The following is a 20,096-nucleotide window of genomic DNA, read 5'->3' as shown; positions in this document are numbered from 1 at the left end:
CAGCGCTTTGGCTCTGGCTGTGCTGTTGCTGCTGCAGTTGCAGTTGCAGTTGCAGTTACGCCTCTGCCTGCCGCAGGCATCGACCCTCCCACCACCCGCACCCGATACAATGGCCGCCTGCCGCATTCCGGCATCCCGTCCCCGAGCCAAAGAGTTGCCCATGTCCATCGTCCGCATGACCGACCTCGACCTCTCCGGCAAGCGCGTGCTGATCCGCCAGGATCTGAACGTGCCGATCGAGAATGGCCGCATCACTTCCGAACAGCGCATCACCGCTTCGCTGCCGACGCTCAAGCGCGCGCTGGAGCAGGGCGCGGCGGTGATGGTCACCTCGCACCTGGGGCGCCCGAAGGAAGGTGTGTGGAGCGAAGCCGATTCGCTGGCGCCGGTGGCCCAGCGCCTGTCCGAGCTGCTCGGTCGCGAGGTTCCGCTGGTGCGCGACTGGGTCGACGGTGTAGAGGTCCAGCCGGGCCAGCTGGTGCTGCTGGAAAACTGCCGCATGAACGTCGGCGAGGGCAAGGACGATGAAGCCCTGTCGAAGAAGTACGCCGCCCTGTGCGATGTGTTCGTGATGGACGCCTTCGGCACCGCGCACCGTGCGCAGGCCTCCACACACGGTGTCATCCGCTTCGCCCCGGTTGCTGCCGGTGGCCCGCTGCTGATGGCCGAACTGGACGCACTGGCGCAGGCGCTGGATGCACCGGCCAAGCCGCTGCTGGCCATCGTCGCCGGCAGCAAGGTCAGCACCAAGCTGGAACTGCTGGCCAACCTGGTCGGCAAGGTCGACCAGCTGATCGTCGGTGGTGGCATCGCCAACACCTTCATCGCTGCCGCCGGCTACAACGTCGGCAAGTCGCTGTACGAGCCGGACCTGCTGGACACCGCGAAGAAGATCGTGGCCGATGCCAAGGCGCGCGGCGCCGACATCCCGCTGCCGGTGGACGTGGTGACCGCCAAGCAGTTCATGCCCGACGCGGTCGCCCAGGTGAAGGCAGTCGACGCCGTTGCCGAAGATGATCTGATCCTGGACATCGGCCCGCAGACCGCGGCGCAGTACGCGCAGCTGATCGACAAGGCCGGTACCGTGGTCTGGAACGGCCCGGTCGGTGTGTTCGAGTTCGAGGCCTTCAGCAAGGGCACCGAAGCGCTGGCCCGCGCCATCGCCAGCTCCAGGGCGTTCTCCATCGCCGGTGGCGGCGACACCCTGGCGGCGGTCGACAAGTTCGATATCGCCCAGCAGGTCAGCTACATCTCCACCGGCGGCGGCGCGTTCCTGGAGTTCCTGGAGGGCAAGACCCTGCCGGCGGTGGCCGCACTCGACGCGCGCGGCGCATGAGTGCCGGGCACAGCAAGGATGTCCTGTTCTTCGACCTGGACGGCACGCTGATCGACTCGCAGGTGGGCATCACCGCCTGCATCGCCTATGCGCTGCAGAAGATGGACCATCCGGTGCCGCCGCAGGAGACGCTGCTGGGCTGGATCGGTCCTTCGCTGCGTACCACCTTCACGCCACTGTTCGTCGAACCAGCGCGGGTGGAGCAGGCGGTGGGCTATTACCGCGAGCGCTTCGATGCCGAAGGCTGGCGCGAACACACGGTGTACCCGCAGGTGGAAGACACCCTGCGCACGCTGCATGGCCGAGGCCACCGCCTGGCGGTGGTCACCGCCAAGAACGAGCCGCATGCGCGCCGCATCCTTGCGCACCTGCCGTTTGGCGGGCTGTTCGAGGAGATCGTCGGTTCGACCCTGGACGGCTCGCGCAGCCACAAGCCCGAGCTGGTCGGGGAGGCACTGCGCCGCCTGCAGCTGCAGCCCGCACAGTGCTGGATGATCGGCGACCGCCGCATGGACATCGAGGGCGCACGCCACCACGGCCTGCGCAGCGTGGGCGTGCTGTGGGGCTTTGGCGGTGAGGCCGAACTGACCGAAGCCGGTGCGGGCCAGCTGGCTCGCGAGCCGGCACAGCTGACGACGCTGTTGGCCTAGCCGCCCTTGCCTGTAGAGCTGGCCCCACGCTCGGCTGATTGCGGCCCACGGTGCAGCCGGGCATGGCCCGGCTCTACAGAACACCCTGCGCCAGCGTATGTCCGGGTGATGTCCGTTCCATGACCCGCGAAGTCAGGCAGCACAAGGCTGTAACCGTATACATGCGGCGTGAAGGATGTGCTAATTTCCGTTCTTTATCGGGAGAGGCCCATTCACCATGTTCGAGCGTCAGCGTCGCACCAAGATCCTTGCCACCCTCGGTCCGGCCACTGATCCGCCGGGCGTGCTGGAGGATCTGTTCCGCGCCGGCGTCAACGTGGTGCGCCTCAACTTCAGCCATGGTGACCCGTCCGGCCAGGCCAAGCGTGCCGCCGAAGTGCGTGCCGCCGCCGCCCGCGTCGGCGTGGAAGTGGGCATCCTGGCCGACCTGCCGGGCCCGAAGATCCGCATCGAGCGCTTCGCAGAAGGCAAGGTGCAGCTGAAGGCGGGCAACCGCTTCGACCTGATCGCCAGCACCGGCGCCGGCCCGGGTGATGCCACCCAGGTGGGTGTGAGCTACCTCGGCCTGCCGCAGGACGTGGGTCCGGGCGACGTCCTGCTGCTCGACGACGGCCTGATGCAGCTGCAGGTGGTGGAGGTGCAGGGCGAACGCATCATCAATACCGTACTGAACGACGGTGTGCTGTCCGACCGCAAGGGCCTGAACAAGCAGGGCGGCGGCCTTTCGCTGGGCGCGCTGACCGAGCGCGACAAGGAACTGATCGGCATCGTCGCCAAGATCGGTGTCGACTTCATCGCCGTGTCGTTCTGTCGCAACGCGCAGGACATGAACGATGCGCGTGACATCGCCCGCTCGCATGGCTGTGATGCTGCACTGGTATCGAAGATCGAGCGCACCGAGGCCATCGAGAACCTGGAAGAAATCGTCGAGGCCAGCGACGTGGTGATGGTCGCCCGTGGCGACCTTGGCGTGGAGATCGGCGATGCCGAACTGCCGGGCCTGCAGAAGAAGATCATCAAGGCCTCGCTGGCACAGAACAAGGTGGTGATCACCGCCACGCAGATGCTGCAGTCGATGGTGGAAAGCCCGATTCCGACCCGTGCCGAAGTGCTGGACGTGGCCAACTCGGTCATCGACGGCACCGATGCGGTGATGCTGTCGGCCGAGACCGCTGCAGGTGCCTGGCCGGTCAAGGCGGTCGAAGCAATGGCGCGCATCTGCCTGGGGGCCGAGCGCCAGTTCCAGACCGAGACCGACTTCAACGCTTCGCCGCGCAACCTCGAGCGTGCCGACCAGGCCATTGCCATGGCCACCATGTTCCTGTCCCAGCACGTGGGCGTGCGCGCGATCGTGGCAATGACCGAGTCCGGTGGCACCGCGCGTTACCTGTCGCGTTTCCGCGCCAAGGCGCCGGTGTTCGCGGTGACCCGCCATGACGGCGCGCGCCGGCAGATGGCGCTGATGCGCGATGTGTTCCCGATCAACTTCGACAGCCGCGGCCTGACCCCGCGCGAAGCCGCGCGCGGCAGCATCCGCCTGCTGGTGGAAGCCGAACTGCTGCAGGCCGGCGACCGCGTCGTGTTCACCAGCGGCGAGCACATGGAAACCCACGGTGCCACCAATACCCTGCGCCTGCTGGAAGTGGGTGAAGACGGCCGTGCCATTGGGCTGGGCGATCTGTAAACCCAGTCGGCCTTGGATCGGAGCCGCTGCGCGCATCCGACCCGGGGTCAGATCCCCAAAGGGGCTCTGACCCCATGCCGCAGGACATCCCTTGTCCTGCGCGGACATTGGAATCGTTTCCATCCTGGCCTCGACACCGGGGCAACGGGCAGCGGGGCTATACTTACGTTTTTCCCGCACCCGCCACAGGAAATACATGAGCATCGAACAGCTGGCCGAAACCGCCCAGGCCATGGTCGCCCCGGGCAAGGGCATCATCGCGATCGACGAATCCACCGCTACCATCGCCAAGCGTTTCGCCGGCGTCGGTATCGAGAACACCGAGGAGAACCGTCGTGCCTACCGCGAGCTGCTGCTGACCACGCCGAAGCTCAACGAGCACATTTCCGGCGCCATCCTGTACGACGAAACCATCCGCCAGTCGACCAGGGACGGCGTGCCGTTCGCCAAGTACATGGCCGACCACGGCATGATTCCGGGCATCAAGGTGGACAAGGGTGCGCACCCGCTGGCCGGCTGCCCGGGCGAGCTGGTCACCGAAGGCCTGGACGGCCTGCGCGAGCGCCTGCAGGAGTACTACAAGCTGGGTGCGCGCTTCGCCAAGTGGCGTGCGGTCATCAACATCGGCGAGAGCATTCCGTCGGGCACCTGCATCGAGTCCAACGCCCATGCGCTGGCCCGTTATGCCGCCCTGTGCCAGGAATGCGGCCTGGTGCCGATGGTCGAGCCGGAAGTGATCATGGACGGCGACCACGACATCGAGACCTGCTACGAAGTCACCGAAGCCACCCTGCGTTCGCTGTTCGACGCGCTGTACCAGCAGAACGTGCTGCTGGAAGGCACCATCCTGAAGGCGTCCATGGTCATCTCCGGCAAGAACTGCGATGAGCAGGCCGACGTCGAGGAAGTGGCCGAGTCGACCGTGATGTGCCTGAAGAGCACCGTGCCGGCCATCCTGCCGGGCGTGGTGTTCCTGTCCGGTGGCCAGAGCGACGAGCAGTCCACCGAGCACCTGAACGCGATGAACCAGCTGGGCAACCTGCCGTGGCCGCTGAGCTTCTCCTACGGCCGCGCCATGCAGCAGGCCGCGCTGAAGCTGTGGGCCAAGGACATGAAGGGCAACTACGCAGCCGCCCAGAAGACCGTGTACGAGCGTGCCAAGGACAACGGCCTGGCTGCGCTGGGCAAGTGGAACGGCTGATCCGTCCCATCGCTGGATGAACAAGGCAGCGCCGGCATCACGCCGGCGTTTGCTTTTGCGGGTATCTTTTCCGCCCCCGCGTGCCCGGCCGGTACGCGGGAACCACATGGAAGGCCAAGGAGAAACAACATGCGTTTGGCAGCAATCACACTGGCCGTAGCCACGGTCCTGGTCGCCGGCGGGTGCAACCGTATCGGCGGCGGCGCAGAGGCAGGCAAGGCCGCGTCGCTCGATTTCGACAAGCCGGTGTCCGGCGAGATCACCTCGCGCAGCGGCATCAACTTCAATGATGGCAGCCATCACCAGCTCTACCAGATCAAGCTGGAAGACAAGGATCTGGTCGGCCTGAAGCTCACTGGTGCCCTCAGCGGCTCGATCGCCGTTTTCAACAACGGCAGTCTTGTTTCCACCAGCAACACCGGTTACGAACGCGAAGGCGACGTCTCGCTGGCGTTCCGTGCCAATGGCGGCGGCACCTACCAGGTGGCGGTCAATGCCGATGGCCCGACCGCCTTTGGTCCGTATCGCCTGCGAGCCGAGAAGCTGAAACCTTACGACGGCAAGCCGTTGGCGGGCAGTGGCGAAATCGTGGACATGCTGGCCAGTGACTCGCAGGACTACACCCTGCAGGTGGACAAGGCCGGCCTGTACGAAATCCGCCTGGTGTCGGATGTCTTCGATCCGGTGCTGAAGCTGTCGGGCCAGGGCGTTGAAGCCGAAAACGACGATGGCAACGACAGCACCAACTCGCGGCTGACCCTGTCGCTGAAGCCGGGCAAGTACACCCTGACCGCGCGCGGCCTCGGCAGCGGTGTCAATGGCATGTTCACCCTGTCTGCCACCCGCATCGAACTGCCGGGGAATCTGGTCGAGCGCGATGGCACCGCCCTGCCGAAGTCGGGCAGCGTGTACACCATGCTGGACAACGAAGGCCGTCGCCGCTTCCTGCTGACCCTGGACCGGCCGGCCGACGTGCGCCTGGATGCGATTTCCAGCCAGGTCGATACCGTGCTGCGCGTGGTCGGTGGCGATGTCGAGCTGACCGACGACGACGGTGGCAACGGTACCAACTCGCGCCTGGAGGAGACTCTGCCGGCCGGTCATTACACCGTCGACGTGTCCAGCCTGAACAATGGCGCAGGCATGGTCGAGGTGCGCGTGCAGGTGGAAGGGGCCAGCGCCGAGGGTGCTGCCGCTTCGGCTGCACGTGCCGCTGCCGACGCTGCAGCCGCCGTGGCCGATGACGCCGCTGCGGTGGAAGCTGCCAGTCGTTGAGCGTGATCCACGCCATGCGTGGATGACATCAACGGTGCAACTGAGAAGGCCGGGCAATGCCCGGCCTTTTCCTTTCCACGCTGCGTCGCGATTCAATGCGCGGCGGCAAAACCCGCGTCACCCAGGGGCGGCAGCATCGACCCGCGCGGTTCGCTGTCGGCGCTTTGCCCGGCGGCACTCAACGCCTGCTGGTAGGCCTTGGCCGTAGCGGTATTGAACGCCACCAGCACGATGCGCATCGGTTGCGCGTGGCTGCGCTGCCAGGCCAGAGTTTCGGTCACTGCGATCTGCGCGGCCTGGTACAGCGGATAGCCGTATACGCCGCAGCTGATGGCTGGGAATGCGATCGACTGCACGCCCAGCGATTCGGCCAGCTGCAGCGACTTCCAGTAGCAGTTGGCGAGCAACGCCGGTTCATCGCGCTGGCCGTCGTGCCAGACCGGGCCCACCGTGTGCAGTACGTAGCGTGCAGGCAAAGCGTAAGCACTGGTAGCGCGCACTTCGCCGGTCGGGCAACGTACGCCCGGGCGCAGCTCCGGCAGCTGCCCGCATTCGGCCAGCAACGCGGGCCCGGCCGCACGATGGATCGCGCCGTCGACACCGCCACCACCGAGCAGCGTTTCATTGGCCGCATTGACGATCGCATCCACCGCCAGGGTCGTGATGTCGCCCTGCCAAACTTCGATCTTCATGCGTCCGTCTCCTGCCTGTGAGGTGATCCGCGCAGCATCTGCGCCGGCTGTTCCCACGGTAGGGGACAGGGCATCGATACTGCGTCATGACCGTCTCACGCGCTGCGATCCGACGGCCTTCACGCACGATGGCGGGCGACGCCTTCATGCAGGCTGAAGCAGAAGGGGGTCGGAGCCCTTTCCCTGCGGAAAAGGGATCCGCCCCCGGCATGTAACAGGATGGGGTCGGATCCTTCTCCGGGTGGAAGAGGCTCTGACCCCGGGTGTCACGGCAGGCCGGCCAACCAGTCGTCGTCGGAACCCTCGTTCACGTCGGCAAACAGCGGCGTGGAGAAGTAGCGTTCACCGGTGTCCGGCAGCATCGCCAGAATCACTGAACCCGGTTCGCCACGTGCGGCCACGTCCAGTGCGCTGGCCACGGTAGCGCCGGCGGAGATGCCGACGAAGATGCCTTCCTCGGCGGCCAGTCGGCGCGCGGTGGCGATCGCGCGGTCATCTTCCACCGTCAGCAGTTCATCCACCACATCACGGTTGAGCACGTCGGGCACGAAGTCCGGGGTCCAGCCCTGGATCTTGTGCGGCTTCCAGTCATCGCCCTTCAGCAGTGCGGCGCCGGCTGGCTCGGTGGCGATGATGCGGGTCTGCGGACGCGCGACCTTCAGCACTTCGCCCACGCCGGTGAGCGTGCCGCCCGTGCCCCAGCCGCTGACGAAGTAGTCCAGCCGCTTGCCGGCGAAGTCGCGCAGGATCTCGGCGGCGGTGGTGTTGCGGTGATACGCCGGATTGGCCGGGTTGGCGAACTGGCTGGCCAGGAACCAGCCGTGCTGCTCGGCCAGTTCGCGCGCCTTGCGCACCATGCCGCTGCCGCGTTCGGCGGCCGGGGTCAGGATCACCTTGGCGCCATAGGCGCGCATCAGCTTGCGGCGCTCCACCGAGAACGTCTCGACCATGGTCGCCACGAACTTGTAGCCGCGCGCGGCGGCGACCATCGCCAGCGCCACGCCGGTGTTGCCAGAAGTGGCTTCGACGATGGTGTCGCCCGGCTTGAGCAGGCCACGTGCTTCGGCGTCGAGGATGATCGCCAGCGCCAGGCGGTCCTTGACCGAGCCGCCCGGGTTGAACGACTCGACCTTGGCGTAGACGCTGACCTGCGGCGGCGCCAGGCGCTGCAGCTTGACGATGGGGGTGTTGCCGACGGTATCGAGGATGGAGTCGTACAGGGCCATGGAAGCGCTCCGGAAACAGGGCCGCGCCGGACGCCGGCGGGCAGAAGGGGAGGGCTGGCTGTTCAGGCCAGCGGCTGCCGGCTGACCGTAGCGCCGGCATATGACGCCCGGAAATGACCAGATACCTTTCTTAAACAACCTTTGGTTATAAGCTGGTGACGGCAATTGACCCTAGAGTGGACCTCCGCCCCACGCCGCCCGCCTCCCATGACGCTGACCCAGCTGCGCTACCTGGTCGCCATCGCCGACGCCGAGCTGAACATCACGCTGGCCGCCTCGCGCGTGCACGCCACCCAGCCCGGCCTGTCCAAGCAGCTCAAGCAGCTGGAAGACGAGCTCGGCTTCCTGTTGTTCGTGCGCAAGGGCCGCAGCCTGGAGTCGGTCACCCCGGCCGGTACCGAGGTGATCGCCCGCGCCCGCGCGGTGCTGGCCGAGGCCAACAACATCCGCACCTACGCGGCCAACCAGCGCCGCGAGAGCCAGGGCCAGCTGATCCTGACCACCACCCACACGCAGGCGCGCTTCGTGCTGCCGCCGGCGGTGGCAGCGATCAAGCAGGCCTATCCCCAGGTGAGCGTGCACCTGCAGCAGGCCGGTGAAACCGACGCGCTGGACCGCTTGAACCAGGGTGACGCGGATATAGCGATCATCAGCACCGCCGGCAGTGAGCCCACCGATGGCATCGCGGTGCCGCTGTTCCGCTGGCGACGCCTGGTGGTGGTACCCAAGGGGCACCCGCTGGACCGCGCCGGCCGCGCACCGGACCTGGCCGCGTTGGCCCGGCAGCCGCTGATCAGCTACGAATCCTCGACCCGCCCGAATTCCTCGTTGCAGCGCGCCTTCGCTGCAAACGGCCTGGCGCCGGACCTGGCGCTGACCGCGCTCGATGCGGACCTGATCAAGACCTATGTGCGTACCGGTCTGGGCGTAGGCCTGCTGGCCGAGATGGCGGTCAGTTCCAGCGACGAAGACCTGCGCTCGTGGCCGGCGCCGGACCCGATCAGCGAGTGCATTGCCTGGGCGGTGTTGCCGCGCGACCGGGTGCTGCGCGATTACGCGCTGGAGCTGGTGCACGTGCTGGCACCGCAGATTGATCCGCGCGATCTGCGCAGGGTGCTGGATGGCAACCAGGCCGCCGCGTGGCCGGTGCCGCCGACGTGGGAGTCACTGACCCAGACCATCACGGTGTGAGGGGTTGGTCGAGCAGGGCTTGCAGCCCTGCACCTGCTGCGGACAAAGGCAACAGCAACAGCAGAAGCGGCATTCCGTGGGTTGGCGGGGCGGTGTCGGAGTGCGGGGACGCTGCAAGTACGTCCCTGTAAGCTTGGCAGCCGCATCCATGCGGCTGACACCCCGCACTCCGACACCGCCCCACCTCTGACAGATTCCGGCGGCTGTTGGTAGGTGTCGACCTTGGTCGACACGATAGATCCACGCCATGCGTGGATGCTTTTCGATTCCAGTTCGAAATATTCGATTCCGATGGAGATTCATCCACGCATGGCGTGGATCTACAGCAGATCGCGAGAATCTGTCGATGGCGGGGTGGGTCCGGTTGCGGGGGCGTGAGCCGCATGGATGCGGCGACCGAGCTTACATGGACGTACTTGCAGCGCCCCCCGCAACCGGACCCACCCCGCCTAACTCACAGGAAGCCAGCTTTTGATGTTGCTTCGGCTCTTGCTGTTGCTCCAGCTCGCAGCGGGTGCGGGGCTGCAAGCCCTGCCGATAAACCCCCTCCTGCGACCGTTCGTCGCACGGGCAACCCTGGACCCGCATCTACACTAGCGGGGTGCCCCGCCTGTCCCGCCCGCAGCCCCTTCTGCTCCAGCTCGCCATCCTGGCGACGCTGCTGATGGTGCTTGCGCCGCTGGTCAGCCGCGCGCTGCAGGCGCCGCCGATGGACCACACCGCAATGGCGGGCATGGACCACGCCGCCATGGGCCACGACATGCATGACATGGCCATGGCCGGGCACGATCAGCACGGCGCCGCGCCGGCAGCGCCTGACCGCCCGGCCGATCCCCACGCCATGCATGGCGAAGCCTGCGAATACTGCGTACTGGCCATGCGCCTGCTGCCATGGCTGGCGGTGCTGGTGCTGCTGTTGCCGCTGCTGTGGCGGCCGCGCCTGGTGTTCCCGTGGTCGCAACGGGTGCTGCCCGCACCGCACTGGCCCGCACATGCCGCACGTGGGCCACCGCGCGTCTCCATCGTCCGCTGATATCCCCGTGAATCTGCCGCACGACGCGCCTGACCGGGCGCCGTGCGCGCGTGCGTACCTTGGAGCTGTTCCGATGAAAATGACTTCCCGCCCCGCGGGCGCCTGCGCGCGCCTGCCGGTTGCCCTTGGCCTGGCCGTGGCCGCGTCACTGGCCCACGCTGCGCCCGCCGACGAGGCGCGTACCCTCGACACGATGGTGGTCACCGCCGCCGCACCGTCCTCGCCGCTGCACTGGGTGACCGATCCGCGCCTGCCGCGGCAGCCGGTGCCGGCCAGTGATGGTGCCGATTACCTGAAAACCGTTCCCGGCTTCTCTGCCATCCGCAATGGCGGCACCAACGGCGACCCGGTGCTGCGCGGCATGTTCGGTTCGCGCCTGAACATCCTCAGCAACGACGGCAACCTGATCGGTGCCTGCCCGTCGCGCATGGACAATCCGCTGTCCTACATCGCGCCGGAAAGCTTCGACCGGTTGACCATCATCAAGGGCCCGCAGAGCGTGCGCTGGGGCGCAGGTGCCTCGGCCGGTACCGTGCGCTTCGAGCGCGACACGCCGCGCTTCGATGAACCCGGCCTGCGTGCCGATGCCAGTGCGCTGGTCGGCTCGCGCAACCGCAATGACCAGGTACTGGACCTGACCCTGGGCAATCCGACCGGCTATGTACGCGCCAGCGGCAACCGCTCCGAGGCCGATGACTACAAGGACGGCCACGGTGACGTGGTGCCGTCGAAGTGGCGCAAGTGGAATAGCGACGTGGCCATCGGCTGGACGCCGGATGCCGACACGCTGCTGGAGATTTCCGCCGGTGCCGGCGATGCCATCGCGCGTTACGCCGGGCGCGGCATGGACGGTGCCGCGTTCGAACGCACCAGCTATGCCGCGCGCTTCGAAAAACGAAATCTGCCCGGTGCGTGGGACACGTTGCAGGCCAACGTGTACTACAACGAAGCCGACCACGTGATGGACAACTACACGCTGCGCACGCCGAATCCCAACAGCATGATGCCGATGCCGATGCCGATGCCGATGCCGATGGCGTCGAACGTGGACCGCCGTACCCAGGGCGGCCGGGTCAGTTCCGAGTGGCACTGGCAGGACGTGCAACTGGTGGCGGGTGTGGACGGCGAAGACAGCCGCCATCGTGGCCGCATGGGCATGGGCCGCGACACCTACCGCCAGGCCGCCTGGGGGACCGATGCCCACTTCCGCCGCTATGGCGTGTTCACCGAGTTGACCCTCGGCGCCGGCACCGATCAGCGTTGGATCAGCGGCCTGCGCATCGACCGCGCCAGCGTCCGAGATGAGCGGCAATCGATCCGCGGAATGATGGGGAACAGGCCCAATCCGACTGCGGGCCAGCGCCGCAAGGACTGGCTCGGCAGCGGCTTCCTGCGCTACGAGCAGGATCTGGCCGACGGCCTGACCTGGTACGCCGGGCTCGGCCACAGTGAACGCATGCCCGACTACTGGGAGCTGTTCTCGCCCAACCATGGCCCGGCCGGCGCAGTGAACGCGTTCACCGGCGTGCAGCCCGAACGCACCACCCAGCTCGACGTCGGCCTGCAGTACAAGGGACCGCGCGTGCAGGCGTGGGTTTCGGCGTACGCCGGGCAGATCCAGGACTACATCCTGTTCACGTACCACGGCAGCGGCATGATGGGCATGAGCCAGGCCCGCAATGTCGACGCGCGCATCGCCGGTGCTGAGGCGGGGCTGGAGGTAAGCGTGGCCGAGCAGTGGAAACTGGGGGGCACGCTGGCCTATGCCTGGGGCGAGAACCGCGACCAGCAGCGTCCGCTGCCGCAGATGCCGCCGCTGGAAACGCGCCTGAGTGCGAACTGGGAAGGCCAGCGCTGGAGCGCCGGGGCACTGCTGCGTGCGGTGATCCACCAGCATCGTGTCGCAAATGGCCAAGGCAATGTCGTTGCGCAGGACCTGGGGCCGAGTGCCGGTTTCGCCACGTCCGCGCTCAACGCCGCGTACCGTTTCAGTTCGCAGCTGCAGCTCAGCGCGGGCGTCGACAACCTGTTCGACCGCGCCTACAGCGAGCACCTGAACCTGGCCGGCAGTGCCGACTTCGGCTTCCCGGCCGACCCGGTGCGCATCAACGAGCCCGGGCGCAGCTTGTGGATGAAGGTGAACTACCGGTACTGATCCGCCGGGTGCAAAAAAAACCGGGGCCGGATCCCCGCCAGGATCCGTCCCCGCCCGACGCCCTCTGTCGGGCAGCTTCGACTCTACGATGGCAACGCCCGTGGTGCACGGCTGGATACAACCCGACACACGCCGACACCGCCAAGGGCAGCCTTGCACGGAACGGGTTCAAGGCGCTATCACGGCTTCGGTTCCACGATGGTAAACGCTTGGCACATACCGCTTCTGCGGGGCCTTGCCTACACTCGGCGGCCGTGGATCAATCAGGACCCTTCATGTTGGCTCGTATCGCTTCGACCCTGGCCCTTGGCCTCAGCCTGGCCGTGTTGGCCGGGTGCGCAGGCAAACAGGAGGCCGCCGCGCGTCGGCAGGGCGAAGCAGTGCCGGTCACGGCGCAGGTGGTGCAGCCCACGCAGTGGAATGACACCCTGCAGGCGCTGGGCACGGCCAAGGCGCGCGAGTCGATCAGCGTCACCGCCAAGGTCAGCGAAATCGTCGAGAAGGTGCATTTCGAAAGCGGCCAGCACATCGCCGCCGGTGCCCCGATCGTGACGCTGCGCGGGCAGGCCCAGGAAGCGGCGCTGGTGCAGGCGCAGGCCACCTTCCACGAGGCCGACCAGTTGTACAAGCGCCAGCGCGAGCTGGCCTCCCAGCGGTTGGTGTCCAGTGCCACGCTGGATACGCAGAAGTCGATCCGCGATGCCGCCGAGGCGCGCGTGATGCAGATGCAGGCCGACATCGGTGATCGCCGTGTACGCGCACCATTCGCCGGCGTGCTCGGCATCCGCCAGGTCAGCCCGGGCTCGCTGGTGACCCCGACCACGGTCATCGCCACGCTCGACGACATCGAGCACATGCACATCGATTTCCAGGTGCCGGAAGTGGAACTGGCCGCACTGGGCGTCGGTGACAAGGTCAGCGCCACCAGCGTGGCGTGGCCGGGCCGCACCTTCGAGGGCGTGGTCAGTACCATCGACGCACGCATCGACCCGGCGACCCGTGCGGTGACCGTGCGCGGCGATTTCGCCAACAGCGACCACGCGCTGCGCCCGGGCATGCTGCTGGACGTGCGCCTGTTCCGCCCCGAGCGCCCGGCGCTGGTGGTGCCGGAAATCGCCGTGGTGCAGGTGGGCCGCGACACGTTCGTGTACCGCATCAAGAGCGACGACAGCGTCGAACGCGTGGACGTGGTGACCGGTGCGCGCCGCGCCGGCGTGGTTGAGATCAAACAGGGCCTGGAAGCCGGCCAGCGCATCGTGGTCGATGGCACCGGCAAGCTGCGCCCGGGCCTGAAGGTCGCGGCCAAGGATGCGGCCCCGGCCAGCGGTGCCAAACCGGCGGATGCACCGGCGCCGGCCGCGGCCGAGGGCCACGGCGGATGAAGCTGTCCGACATCTCCATCCAGCGGCCAGTGTTCGCCGTGGTGATGAGCCTGTTGCTGCTGGTGCTGGGCGTGATGTCCTTCACCCGCCTGACCCTGCGCGAACTGCCCGCCATCGATCCGCCGATCGTGTCGGTGTCGGTGGACTACACCGGCGCCTCGGCGGCGGTCATCGAAAGCCGCATCACCCAAGTGCTGGAAGATGCGCTGGCCGGCATCGAAGGCATCGATACGATCAATGCGCGCAGCACCAACGGCCGCTCGCAGGTCAGCATCGAGTTCACCTCCAACCGCGATATCGAAGCGGCCGCCAATGACGTGCGCGATGCGGTCAGCCGCGTCGCCGACCGCATGCCCGAAGAAGCGCGTCCGCCGGAGATCGCCAAGGTCGAGAGCGATGCCGACCCGATCATCTGGTTCAACATGGTGTCCTCGACCATGGACACGCTGGAGCTGAGCGACTACGCCGACCGCTACGTGGTCGATCGTTTCTCCAGCCTCGATGGCGTGGCCCAGGTCCGCATCGGTGGCCGCCAGCGCTACGCGATGCGCATCTGGCTGGACCGTGACCAGCTGGCCGCGCGCGGGCTGACCACTGGCGACGTGGAAACCGCACTGCGCAACGAGAACGTGGAACTGCCGGCCGGCCGCATCGAGTCGACCGACCGCGACTTCACCCTGCGCGTGGAGCGCAACTACATCAAGCCGGAAGACTTTGCGACCATCCCGCTGGGCAAGGGCCGCGACGGTTACGTGGTGCGCATGGGCGACGTGGCGAAGATCGAACTGGCTTCGGCCGAGCGTCGCGCGTACTACCGCAGCAACGGCGAGCCGGGCATCGGCCTGGGCATCGTCAAGACCTCCACTGCCAACTCGCTGGACGTGGCGCGTACCGCGCGCGCTGAAGCCGAGCGGGTGGCGCTGACCCTGCCCAAGGGCACGCAGATCTTCGTCGCCTTCGACAACACCACCTTCATCGAAGCGGCGGTGGATCGCGTCTACGCCACGCTGGTGGAAGCGATGATCCTGGTGCTGGCGGTGATCTGGCTGTTCCTTGGCAGTTTCCGCGCTGCGCTGATTCCGGCCGTGACCGTGCCGGTCTGCCTGGTCGCGGCGTTCATCGCGCTGTATGCGTTCGATTTCTCGATAAACCTGCTGACCCTGCTGGCCCTGGTGCTGTGCATCGGCCTGGTGGTGGACGATGCGATCGTGGTGGTGGAAAACGTGCAGCGCCGCATCGACCTGGGCGAGCCCCCGCTGGTGGCCTCCAAGCGCGGTACCACGCAGGTCGCCTTCGCGGTGATCGCCACCACCGCGGTGCTGGTGGCGGTGTTCCTGCCGGTCGGTTTCCTGGAAGGCAATACCGGCCGCCTGTTCCGCGAACTGGCGGTGGCGCTGGCGGCAGCGGTTGCGTTGTCCGCGTTCGTGGCGCTGACGCTGACGCCGATGATGGCCTCCAAACTGCTCAAGCCGCACACCGGGCAGGCACCGCGCGGCCTGCATGGCTTCGTCAACCGCAACCTGGAGCGCCTGGCCTCCGGCTATGGCCGCGTGCTCGACCATCACGTGGACCGCACGTGGATCTACCTGCTGGTGATGGTGGCCGCGCTGTCCGCCAGCTGGGGCCTGCTGAAACTGCTGCCGTCGGAGCTGGCGCCGGCCGAAGACCGCGGTTCGTTCCAGATCATGATCGACGGCCCGGAAGGCGCCGGCTACGACTACACCGTGCAGCAGGTACAGCAGGTGGAGGCACTGCTGGCCCCGCACGTGGGCGCCGACAAGCCGATCGTGCGTGCCAACCCGCGCGTGCCCGGCGGCTTCGGTGCCAGCGAGGAAATGCACACCGGCCGCGTCAGCATCTTCCTGCAGCCGTGGCGCCAGCGCAGCGAGGCCACGCCGGACGTGGCCAACGCACTGCAGAAGGAACTGGACACCATCCGCGGCGTGCGCGTGCGTACGCAGGTGGGTGGCGGGCTGGTGCGCAGTGGCGGCCAGCCGTTCCAGATCGTGCTGGGCGGCCCGGAATACGCCGAGATCGCGCAGTGGCGTGACCGCATCCTGCTGCGCATGGCCGACAACCCGGGCCTGGTCGGCCCGGATTCGGACTACAAGGAAACCCGGCCGCAGATGCGGGTAAACATCGACCGCCAGCGTGCGGCGGATCTCGGCGTGCCGGTCACCGCGATCGGTTCGGCACTGGAAACCATGATGGGCTCGCGCCGCGTCACCACCTTCGTCGACAACGGCGAGGAGTACGACGTGCTGGTCCAGGCCGGTCGCGATGGCCGTGCCAGCCCGGCCGACCTGGCTGCGATCCGCGTGCGCGCCACCTCCGGCGAACTGGTGCCGCTGTCCAACCTGGTCACGCTCAGTGAAGTGGCCGAGGCGGGCACGCTGAACCGCTTCAACCGCCTGCGCTCGATCACCATCACCGCCGGCCTGGCACCGGGCTATCCGCTGGGCGAGGCCATCGCCTGGGCGCAGAACGTGGCCCGCGAGGAACTGCCGCAGTACGCGCAGGTGAACTGGAAGGGCGAATCGCGCGAGTACCAGAGTGCGGGTGGCGCGGTGCTGCTGACCTTCGCCATGGCCCTGCTGGTGGTTTACCTGGTGCTGGCCGCGCAGTTCGAGAGCTTCATCCACCCGCTCACCATCATGCTGACCGTGCCGCTGGGCGTGCTCGGTGCCTTGGTCGGGTTGTGGGTGAGCGGCGGCACGGTGAACCTGTTCAGCCAGATCGGCATCGTCATGCTGGTCGGCCTGGCAGCGAAGAACGGCATCCTCATCGTCGAATTCGCCAACCAGCTGCGCGACGACGGAAGAACCGTGCGCGAGGCGATCATCGAATCGGCGATGGTGCGCCTGCGCCCGATCCTGATGACCTCGATCGCCACCGTGGTCGGCGCGATTCCGCTGGTGGTGGCCGGTGGCCCCGGCTCGGCCAGCCGTGGCACGATCGGCATCGTGATCATCTTCGGCGTGACTCTTTCGACGTTCCTGTCGCTGTTCGTGGTGCCGGCGTTCTACGCGCGGCTGGCCCCGTACACCCGCTCGCCGGAAGCGGTGAAGCGCGAGCTGGAGAAGCAGGAAGCCGAATCGCCCTCGGTGGGCGGGCATGCCTGACCGGCCTGCCGACGGGGTCGGTCCAGGGGTCAGAGCCCTTTCCGGAACGGAAAGGGCTCTGACCCCGCCACTACAGGGAGAAGGTTTCCGCCTGCGCCCCTGGCGCCCGGAAGACCTGGAATCGCTGCTGCGCCATGCCAACGACGCCGAGGTATCGCGCGGCCTGCGTGATCGCTTCCCGTACCCGTACACGCGCGAGGATGGCGAGGCCTTCCTCGCCGGCCGCGTGCTGGCCCCTGGCACGCTGAACCTGGCCATCGAGATCGACGGCCAGGCCTGCGGCAGCGTCGGCGCCCAGCAGGGCGTGGCCGAGCGTGGGCACACCGCCGAACTGGGTTACTGGCTCGGCCAGGCCTACTGGGGGCAGGGCGTGATGACCCGCGTGGTTGGCCTGTTCGCACCGTGGGTGATGAACGAACTGCGCCTGTTCAGGCTGCAGGCCACCGTGGTCGACTTCAACCTCGGCTCGGCCCGGGTGCTGGAGAAGAACGGCTTCCAGGAAGAGGGCGTGGAGCGCTGTGCGGTCTACAAGCGCGGCGTCCTGCACGACCTGCGCCGCTTCGCCCGGGTACGCACCCAGCTGCCGTGACCCCATCCTCTTGGCGCTACCGCAGCGGCCTTCGATCAGGGAGAATCGACCGGTCCCTTCCAGCCGACGGGACGTCCTTACAACCCGCCGACTGGAGAGAGCGCGCGTGGAAGCAACCGTACATTTCATCAACAGCATCATCTGGAGCAAGGCACTGATCTTCGTGTGCCTGGGCGCCGGCCTGTTCTTCAGCCTGCGCACGCGCTTCATGCAGATCCGCGGCTTCCTCGAGATGTGCCGCCTCACCGTCAAGGGTGAGAAATCCGACGCCGGCGTGTCCTCGTTCCAGGCCCTGGCCATGTCGATGGCCGGCCGCATGGGTATCGGCAACATCGCCGGCGTGGCCACCGCCATCGCCTTCGGCGGCCCCGGTGCGATCTTCTGGATGTGGGTGATGGGCTTCCTCGGCGCGTCCACCTCGTACGTGGAATGCACCCTGGCGCAGATCTACAAGACCAAGGACGCCGAAGGCCGCTATCGCGGTGGCCCGGCCTACTACATCGAAAAGGCCATGGGCCTGAAGTGGTACGCGCTGGCCTTCGCCATCGCCACGATCATCGCCGCCGGCTTCCTGATGCCGGGCGTGCAGGCCAACGCGATCGCCGACAGCATCATCAACGCCTGCCGTGGCACCGCCCTGTGCGGTCCGCTCGATGGCCAGGCCTTCGGCATGGAGTCGGTGCAGGCGTTGAAGCTGGGCATCGGCATCGTGGTCGCGCTGCTGCTGGGCGTGGTGATCTTCGGTGGCGTCAAGCGCATCGCCAACTTCGCCGAAGTGGTGGTGCCGTTCATGGCCGCCGGCTTCATCCTGATGGCCATCGTCATCATGATCATCAACTACGACCGCGTGCCGGAGATGTTCAACATCATCTTCAGCAGCGCCTTCGGCACCCACGCCGCGTTCGGCGCGATGATGGGCCTGGCAGTGGAGTGGGGCATCAAGCGCGGCATCTACGCCAACGAAGCCGGCCAGGGTTCGGGCCCGCATGCAGCGGCCGCCTCGGAAGTCTCGCACCCGGCCAAGCAGGGCTACGTGCAGGCCTTCGCCATCTACTTCGACACCATGATGGTATGCACCGCCACCGCGTTCCTGATCCTGGCCAGCGGCACCTACAACGTGTACTCGCCGGTAGGTGCTGGCGCCCCGCCGATCTTCCAGGGCCTGGCCGGCATTCCCGAAGGCGCCGGTTACGCCCAGGCCGGCGTGGAAGCCGTGCTGCCGGGCTGGGGTTCGGCGTTCGTGTCCATCGCCATCTTCTTCTTCGCCTTCACCACCATCATGGCGTACTACTACATGGCCGAGACCAACCTCAGCTATGTGAACCACAACAGGAAGCGCCCGCTGACCGTGCTGGTGCTGCGCCTGGGCATCATCGGCATGGTGGTGTTCGGCGCGTTCCACAATGCGACCCTGGCCTGGGCGCTGGGTGACATCGGCGTCGGCCTGATGGCCTGGCTGAACATCATTGCCATCCTCATCATCCAGAAGCCGGCGATGCTGGCCCTGCGTGACTACGAACGACAGAAGAAGCTCGGCCTGGATCCGGTGTTCGACCCTGATGCCCTGGGCATCAAGAACGCCGATTTCTGGCGCCAGCGCAAGCAGGAGAGTGTGTAAGTGAACAACCCTTGGAACAACCGCCGCCCGTCCGCCCGTCCGCCGCGCGCAACGCCGTTGCCGCGTCCGGAGGTGCCGGCCACGGGCGGTGGTGGGCGCGGTGGCAGCGACGAGCTGCGCCTGTACGGCCTCAATGCCGTGCTGGCCGCGTTCGAAGCGCGGCCGCAGGCGCTGCGCAAGCTGTACCTGCTGGAGGCGCGCATTCCGCGCCTGCAGCCGCTGCTGAAGTGGTGCGTGGCCAACCGCGTGGGGTATCGCGTGGTTGAAGACGGCGATCTGAACAAGCTTGCCGGCACCACCCACCACGAAGGCGTGGTGGCCGATGTGCTGCGCGCACCGGCGCTGCCGCTGTCGCAGTGGCTGGAGCAGGTCGGTGACGGTCCGGCGCTGGCATTGTGGCTGGATGGCGTGGGCAACCCGCACAACCTCGGCGCGATCCTGCGCTCGGCCGCGCACTTCGGTGCCAAGGCGCTGCTGCTGCCGGCCGGCAGCACGCTGGCGCTGTCCGGTGCCGCCGCGCGCGTGGCCGAGGGCGGTGCCGAGGCGGTGCCGCTGGTGCAGCTGCCGGAGACCGCCCAGGCGATGGCACAGCTGCGTGCCGCCGGTTTCGGCCTGGCCGCGACCCTGGTGGAGGGCGGTGACGACGTGTTCCGCACCGCGCTGCCGCAACGCCTGGTGTATGTGATGGGCGCCGAAGGCGAGGGCATGGACCGTGGCCTGGCGGGGGCGTGCGACCTGCAGGTCTCGATTCCCGGCAGCGGCGCGGTGGAGAGCCTGAACGTGGCCTCGGCCACGGCGGTGCTGCTGGCGCAGTGGGCCAGCCGCCGCAGCTGATCTGGTATCCCGGGTCGGATCCCTCGCCGCGGGCGAGGGCTCTGACCCCTTCCAGGGTTCGTCATTGCGTCAAGCGCGCATGACGTTTTGAAAGTTTCCTTATTGGTC

At 67.3% G+C, this 20,096-nt stretch carries 15 protein-coding genes; 13 read left to right on the top strand and 2 right to left on the bottom strand.

Annotated elements, in window-relative coordinates; genetic code table 11:
• Window positions 1–160 precede the first annotated feature (160 nt).
• From AC5P9P_RS08790 to AC5P9P_RS08770, 5 genes are all read left to right on the top strand, one after another.
• Window positions 161–1,336: a phosphoglycerate kinase gene (locus AC5P9P_RS08790; RefSeq protein WP_049432698.1), complete on the top strand. Its 1,176-nt coding sequence runs from the start codon at window positions 161–163 to the stop codon at window positions 1,334–1,336.
• A complete protein-coding gene (locus AC5P9P_RS08785; protein WP_012481127.1) occupies window positions 1,333–1,986 on the top strand; it encodes an HAD hydrolase-like protein in 654 nt (217 codons plus the stop codon). Before AC5P9P_RS08790 ends, AC5P9P_RS08785 begins: the two co-directional genes overlap by 4 nt.
• A 217-nt stretch (window positions 1,987–2,203) precedes the next feature.
• The gene (pyk, locus tag AC5P9P_RS08780) at window positions 2,204–3,670 is read left to right on the top strand and encodes a pyruvate kinase (protein WP_049453301.1); all 1,467 of its coding nucleotides are present in this window, start codon (window positions 2,204–2,206) and stop codon (window positions 3,668–3,670) included.
• Between the two features lie 196 nt (window positions 3,671–3,866).
• The gene (locus AC5P9P_RS08775) at window positions 3,867–4,871 is read left to right on the top strand and encodes a class I fructose-bisphosphate aldolase (protein ID WP_005410832.1); all 1,005 of its coding nucleotides are present in this window, start codon (window positions 3,867–3,869) and stop codon (window positions 4,869–4,871) included.
• A 129-nt stretch (window positions 4,872–5,000) separates the two neighbouring features.
• Window positions 5,001–6,146 (top strand): hypothetical protein, encoded by a 1,146-nt coding sequence (locus tag AC5P9P_RS08770; protein WP_043034326.1) that lies wholly within the window; start codon window positions 5,001–5,003, stop codon window positions 6,144–6,146.
• Window positions 6,147–6,238: 92 nt separating this feature from the next.
• Here AC5P9P_RS08770 and AC5P9P_RS08765 read toward each other — a convergent pair whose 3' ends face one another.
• On the bottom strand, window positions 6,239–6,838 hold the full coding sequence (locus AC5P9P_RS08765) for an O-acetyl-ADP-ribose deacetylase (protein ID WP_049404060.1): 600 nt from the start codon (window positions 6,836–6,838) through the stop codon (window positions 6,239–6,241).
• A gap of 266 nt (window positions 6,839–7,104) precedes the next feature.
• The gene (cysK, locus tag AC5P9P_RS08760) at window positions 7,105–8,064 is read right to left on the bottom strand and encodes a cysteine synthase A (RefSeq protein WP_495232694.1); all 960 of its coding nucleotides are present in this window, start codon (window positions 8,062–8,064) and stop codon (window positions 7,105–7,107) included.
• Window positions 8,065–8,271: 207 nt separating this feature from the next.
• Here cysK and AC5P9P_RS08755 point away from each other — a divergent pair, with 207 nt between their 5' ends.
• From AC5P9P_RS08755 to AC5P9P_RS08720, 8 genes are all read left to right on the top strand, one after another.
• Entirely contained in the window at window positions 8,272–9,255 is a 984-nt protein-coding gene (locus tag AC5P9P_RS08755; protein WP_005410828.1) for a LysR family transcriptional regulator, read from the top strand.
• Between the two features lie 601 nt (window positions 9,256–9,856).
• Window positions 9,857–10,288, top strand: coding sequence for a DUF2946 domain-containing protein (locus AC5P9P_RS08750; RefSeq protein WP_033834416.1), 432 nt, complete (start codon window positions 9,857–9,859; stop codon window positions 10,286–10,288).
• Window positions 10,289–10,361: 73 nt separating this feature from the next.
• The gene (locus AC5P9P_RS08745) at window positions 10,362–12,443 is read left to right on the top strand and encodes a TonB-dependent copper receptor (protein WP_495232693.1); all 2,082 of its coding nucleotides are present in this window, start codon (window positions 10,362–10,364) and stop codon (window positions 12,441–12,443) included.
• Window positions 12,444–12,718: 275 nt separating this feature from the next.
• Window positions 12,719–13,825 (top strand): efflux RND transporter periplasmic adaptor subunit, encoded by a 1,107-nt coding sequence (locus AC5P9P_RS08740; RefSeq protein ID WP_033834418.1) that lies wholly within the window; start codon window positions 12,719–12,721, stop codon window positions 13,823–13,825.
• Window positions 13,822–16,947, top strand: a complete 3,126-nt coding sequence (locus AC5P9P_RS08735) for an efflux RND transporter permease subunit (RefSeq protein WP_049404377.1) — start codon at window positions 13,822–13,824, stop codon at window positions 16,945–16,947. Before AC5P9P_RS08740 ends, AC5P9P_RS08735 begins: the two co-directional genes overlap by 4 nt.
• A complete protein-coding gene (locus tag AC5P9P_RS08730; protein WP_033834420.1) occupies window positions 16,940–17,536 on the top strand; it encodes a GNAT family N-acetyltransferase in 597 nt (198 codons plus the stop codon). Before AC5P9P_RS08735 ends, AC5P9P_RS08730 begins: the two co-directional genes overlap by 8 nt.
• Before the next feature lie 106 nt (window positions 17,537–17,642).
• Window positions 17,643–19,154, top strand: coding sequence for an alanine/glycine:cation symporter family protein (locus tag AC5P9P_RS08725; RefSeq protein WP_049433178.1), 1,512 nt, complete (start codon window positions 17,643–17,645; stop codon window positions 19,152–19,154).
• Window positions 19,155–19,988: a TrmH family RNA methyltransferase gene (locus AC5P9P_RS08720; protein WP_049404371.1), complete on the top strand. Its 834-nt coding sequence runs from the start codon at window positions 19,155–19,157 to the stop codon at window positions 19,986–19,988.
• Window positions 19,989–20,096: the final 108 nt, after the last annotated feature.

This window comes from Stenotrophomonas sp. YJH_SMC_14-1, from assembly GCF_059372275.1.
The sequence above is the reverse complement of the archived record's forward strand: the minus strand, read 5'-3'. Positions and strand labels throughout refer to the sequence as shown.

Excerpts from the sequence above, each read along its gene's own strand:
- AC5P9P_RS08790 (WP_049432698.1), top strand. The coding sequence starts at position 161 with ATGTCCATCGTCCGCATGACCGACCTCGACCTCTCCGGCAAGCGCGTG.
- AC5P9P_RS08785 (WP_012481127.1), top strand. The coding sequence starts at position 1,333 with ATGAGTGCCGGGCACAGCAAGGATGTCCTGTTCTTCGACCTGGACGGC.
- pyk (WP_049453301.1), top strand. The coding sequence starts at position 2,204 with ATGTTCGAGCGTCAGCGTCGCACCAAGATCCTTGCCACCCTCGGTCCG.
- AC5P9P_RS08775 (WP_005410832.1), top strand. The coding sequence starts at position 3,867 with ATGAGCATCGAACAGCTGGCCGAAACCGCCCAGGCCATGGTCGCCCCG.
- AC5P9P_RS08770 (WP_043034326.1), top strand. The coding sequence starts at position 5,001 with ATGCGTTTGGCAGCAATCACACTGGCCGTAGCCACGGTCCTGGTCGCC.
- AC5P9P_RS08765 (WP_049404060.1), bottom strand. The coding sequence starts at position 6,838 with ATGAAGATCGAAGTTTGGCAGGGCGACATCACGACCCTGGCGGTGGAT.
- cysK (WP_495232694.1), bottom strand. The coding sequence starts at position 8,064 with ATGGCCCTGTACGACTCCATCCTCGATACCGTCGGCAACACCCCCATC.
- AC5P9P_RS08755 (WP_005410828.1), top strand. The coding sequence starts at position 8,272 with ATGACGCTGACCCAGCTGCGCTACCTGGTCGCCATCGCCGACGCCGAG.
- AC5P9P_RS08745 (WP_495232693.1), top strand. The coding sequence starts at position 10,362 with ATGAAAATGACTTCCCGCCCCGCGGGCGCCTGCGCGCGCCTGCCGGTT.
- AC5P9P_RS08740 (WP_033834418.1), top strand. The coding sequence starts at position 12,719 with ATGTTGGCTCGTATCGCTTCGACCCTGGCCCTTGGCCTCAGCCTGGCC.
- AC5P9P_RS08735 (WP_049404377.1), top strand. The coding sequence starts at position 13,822 with ATGAAGCTGTCCGACATCTCCATCCAGCGGCCAGTGTTCGCCGTGGTG.
- AC5P9P_RS08730 (WP_033834420.1), top strand. The coding sequence starts at position 16,940 with ATGCCTGACCGGCCTGCCGACGGGGTCGGTCCAGGGGTCAGAGCCCTT.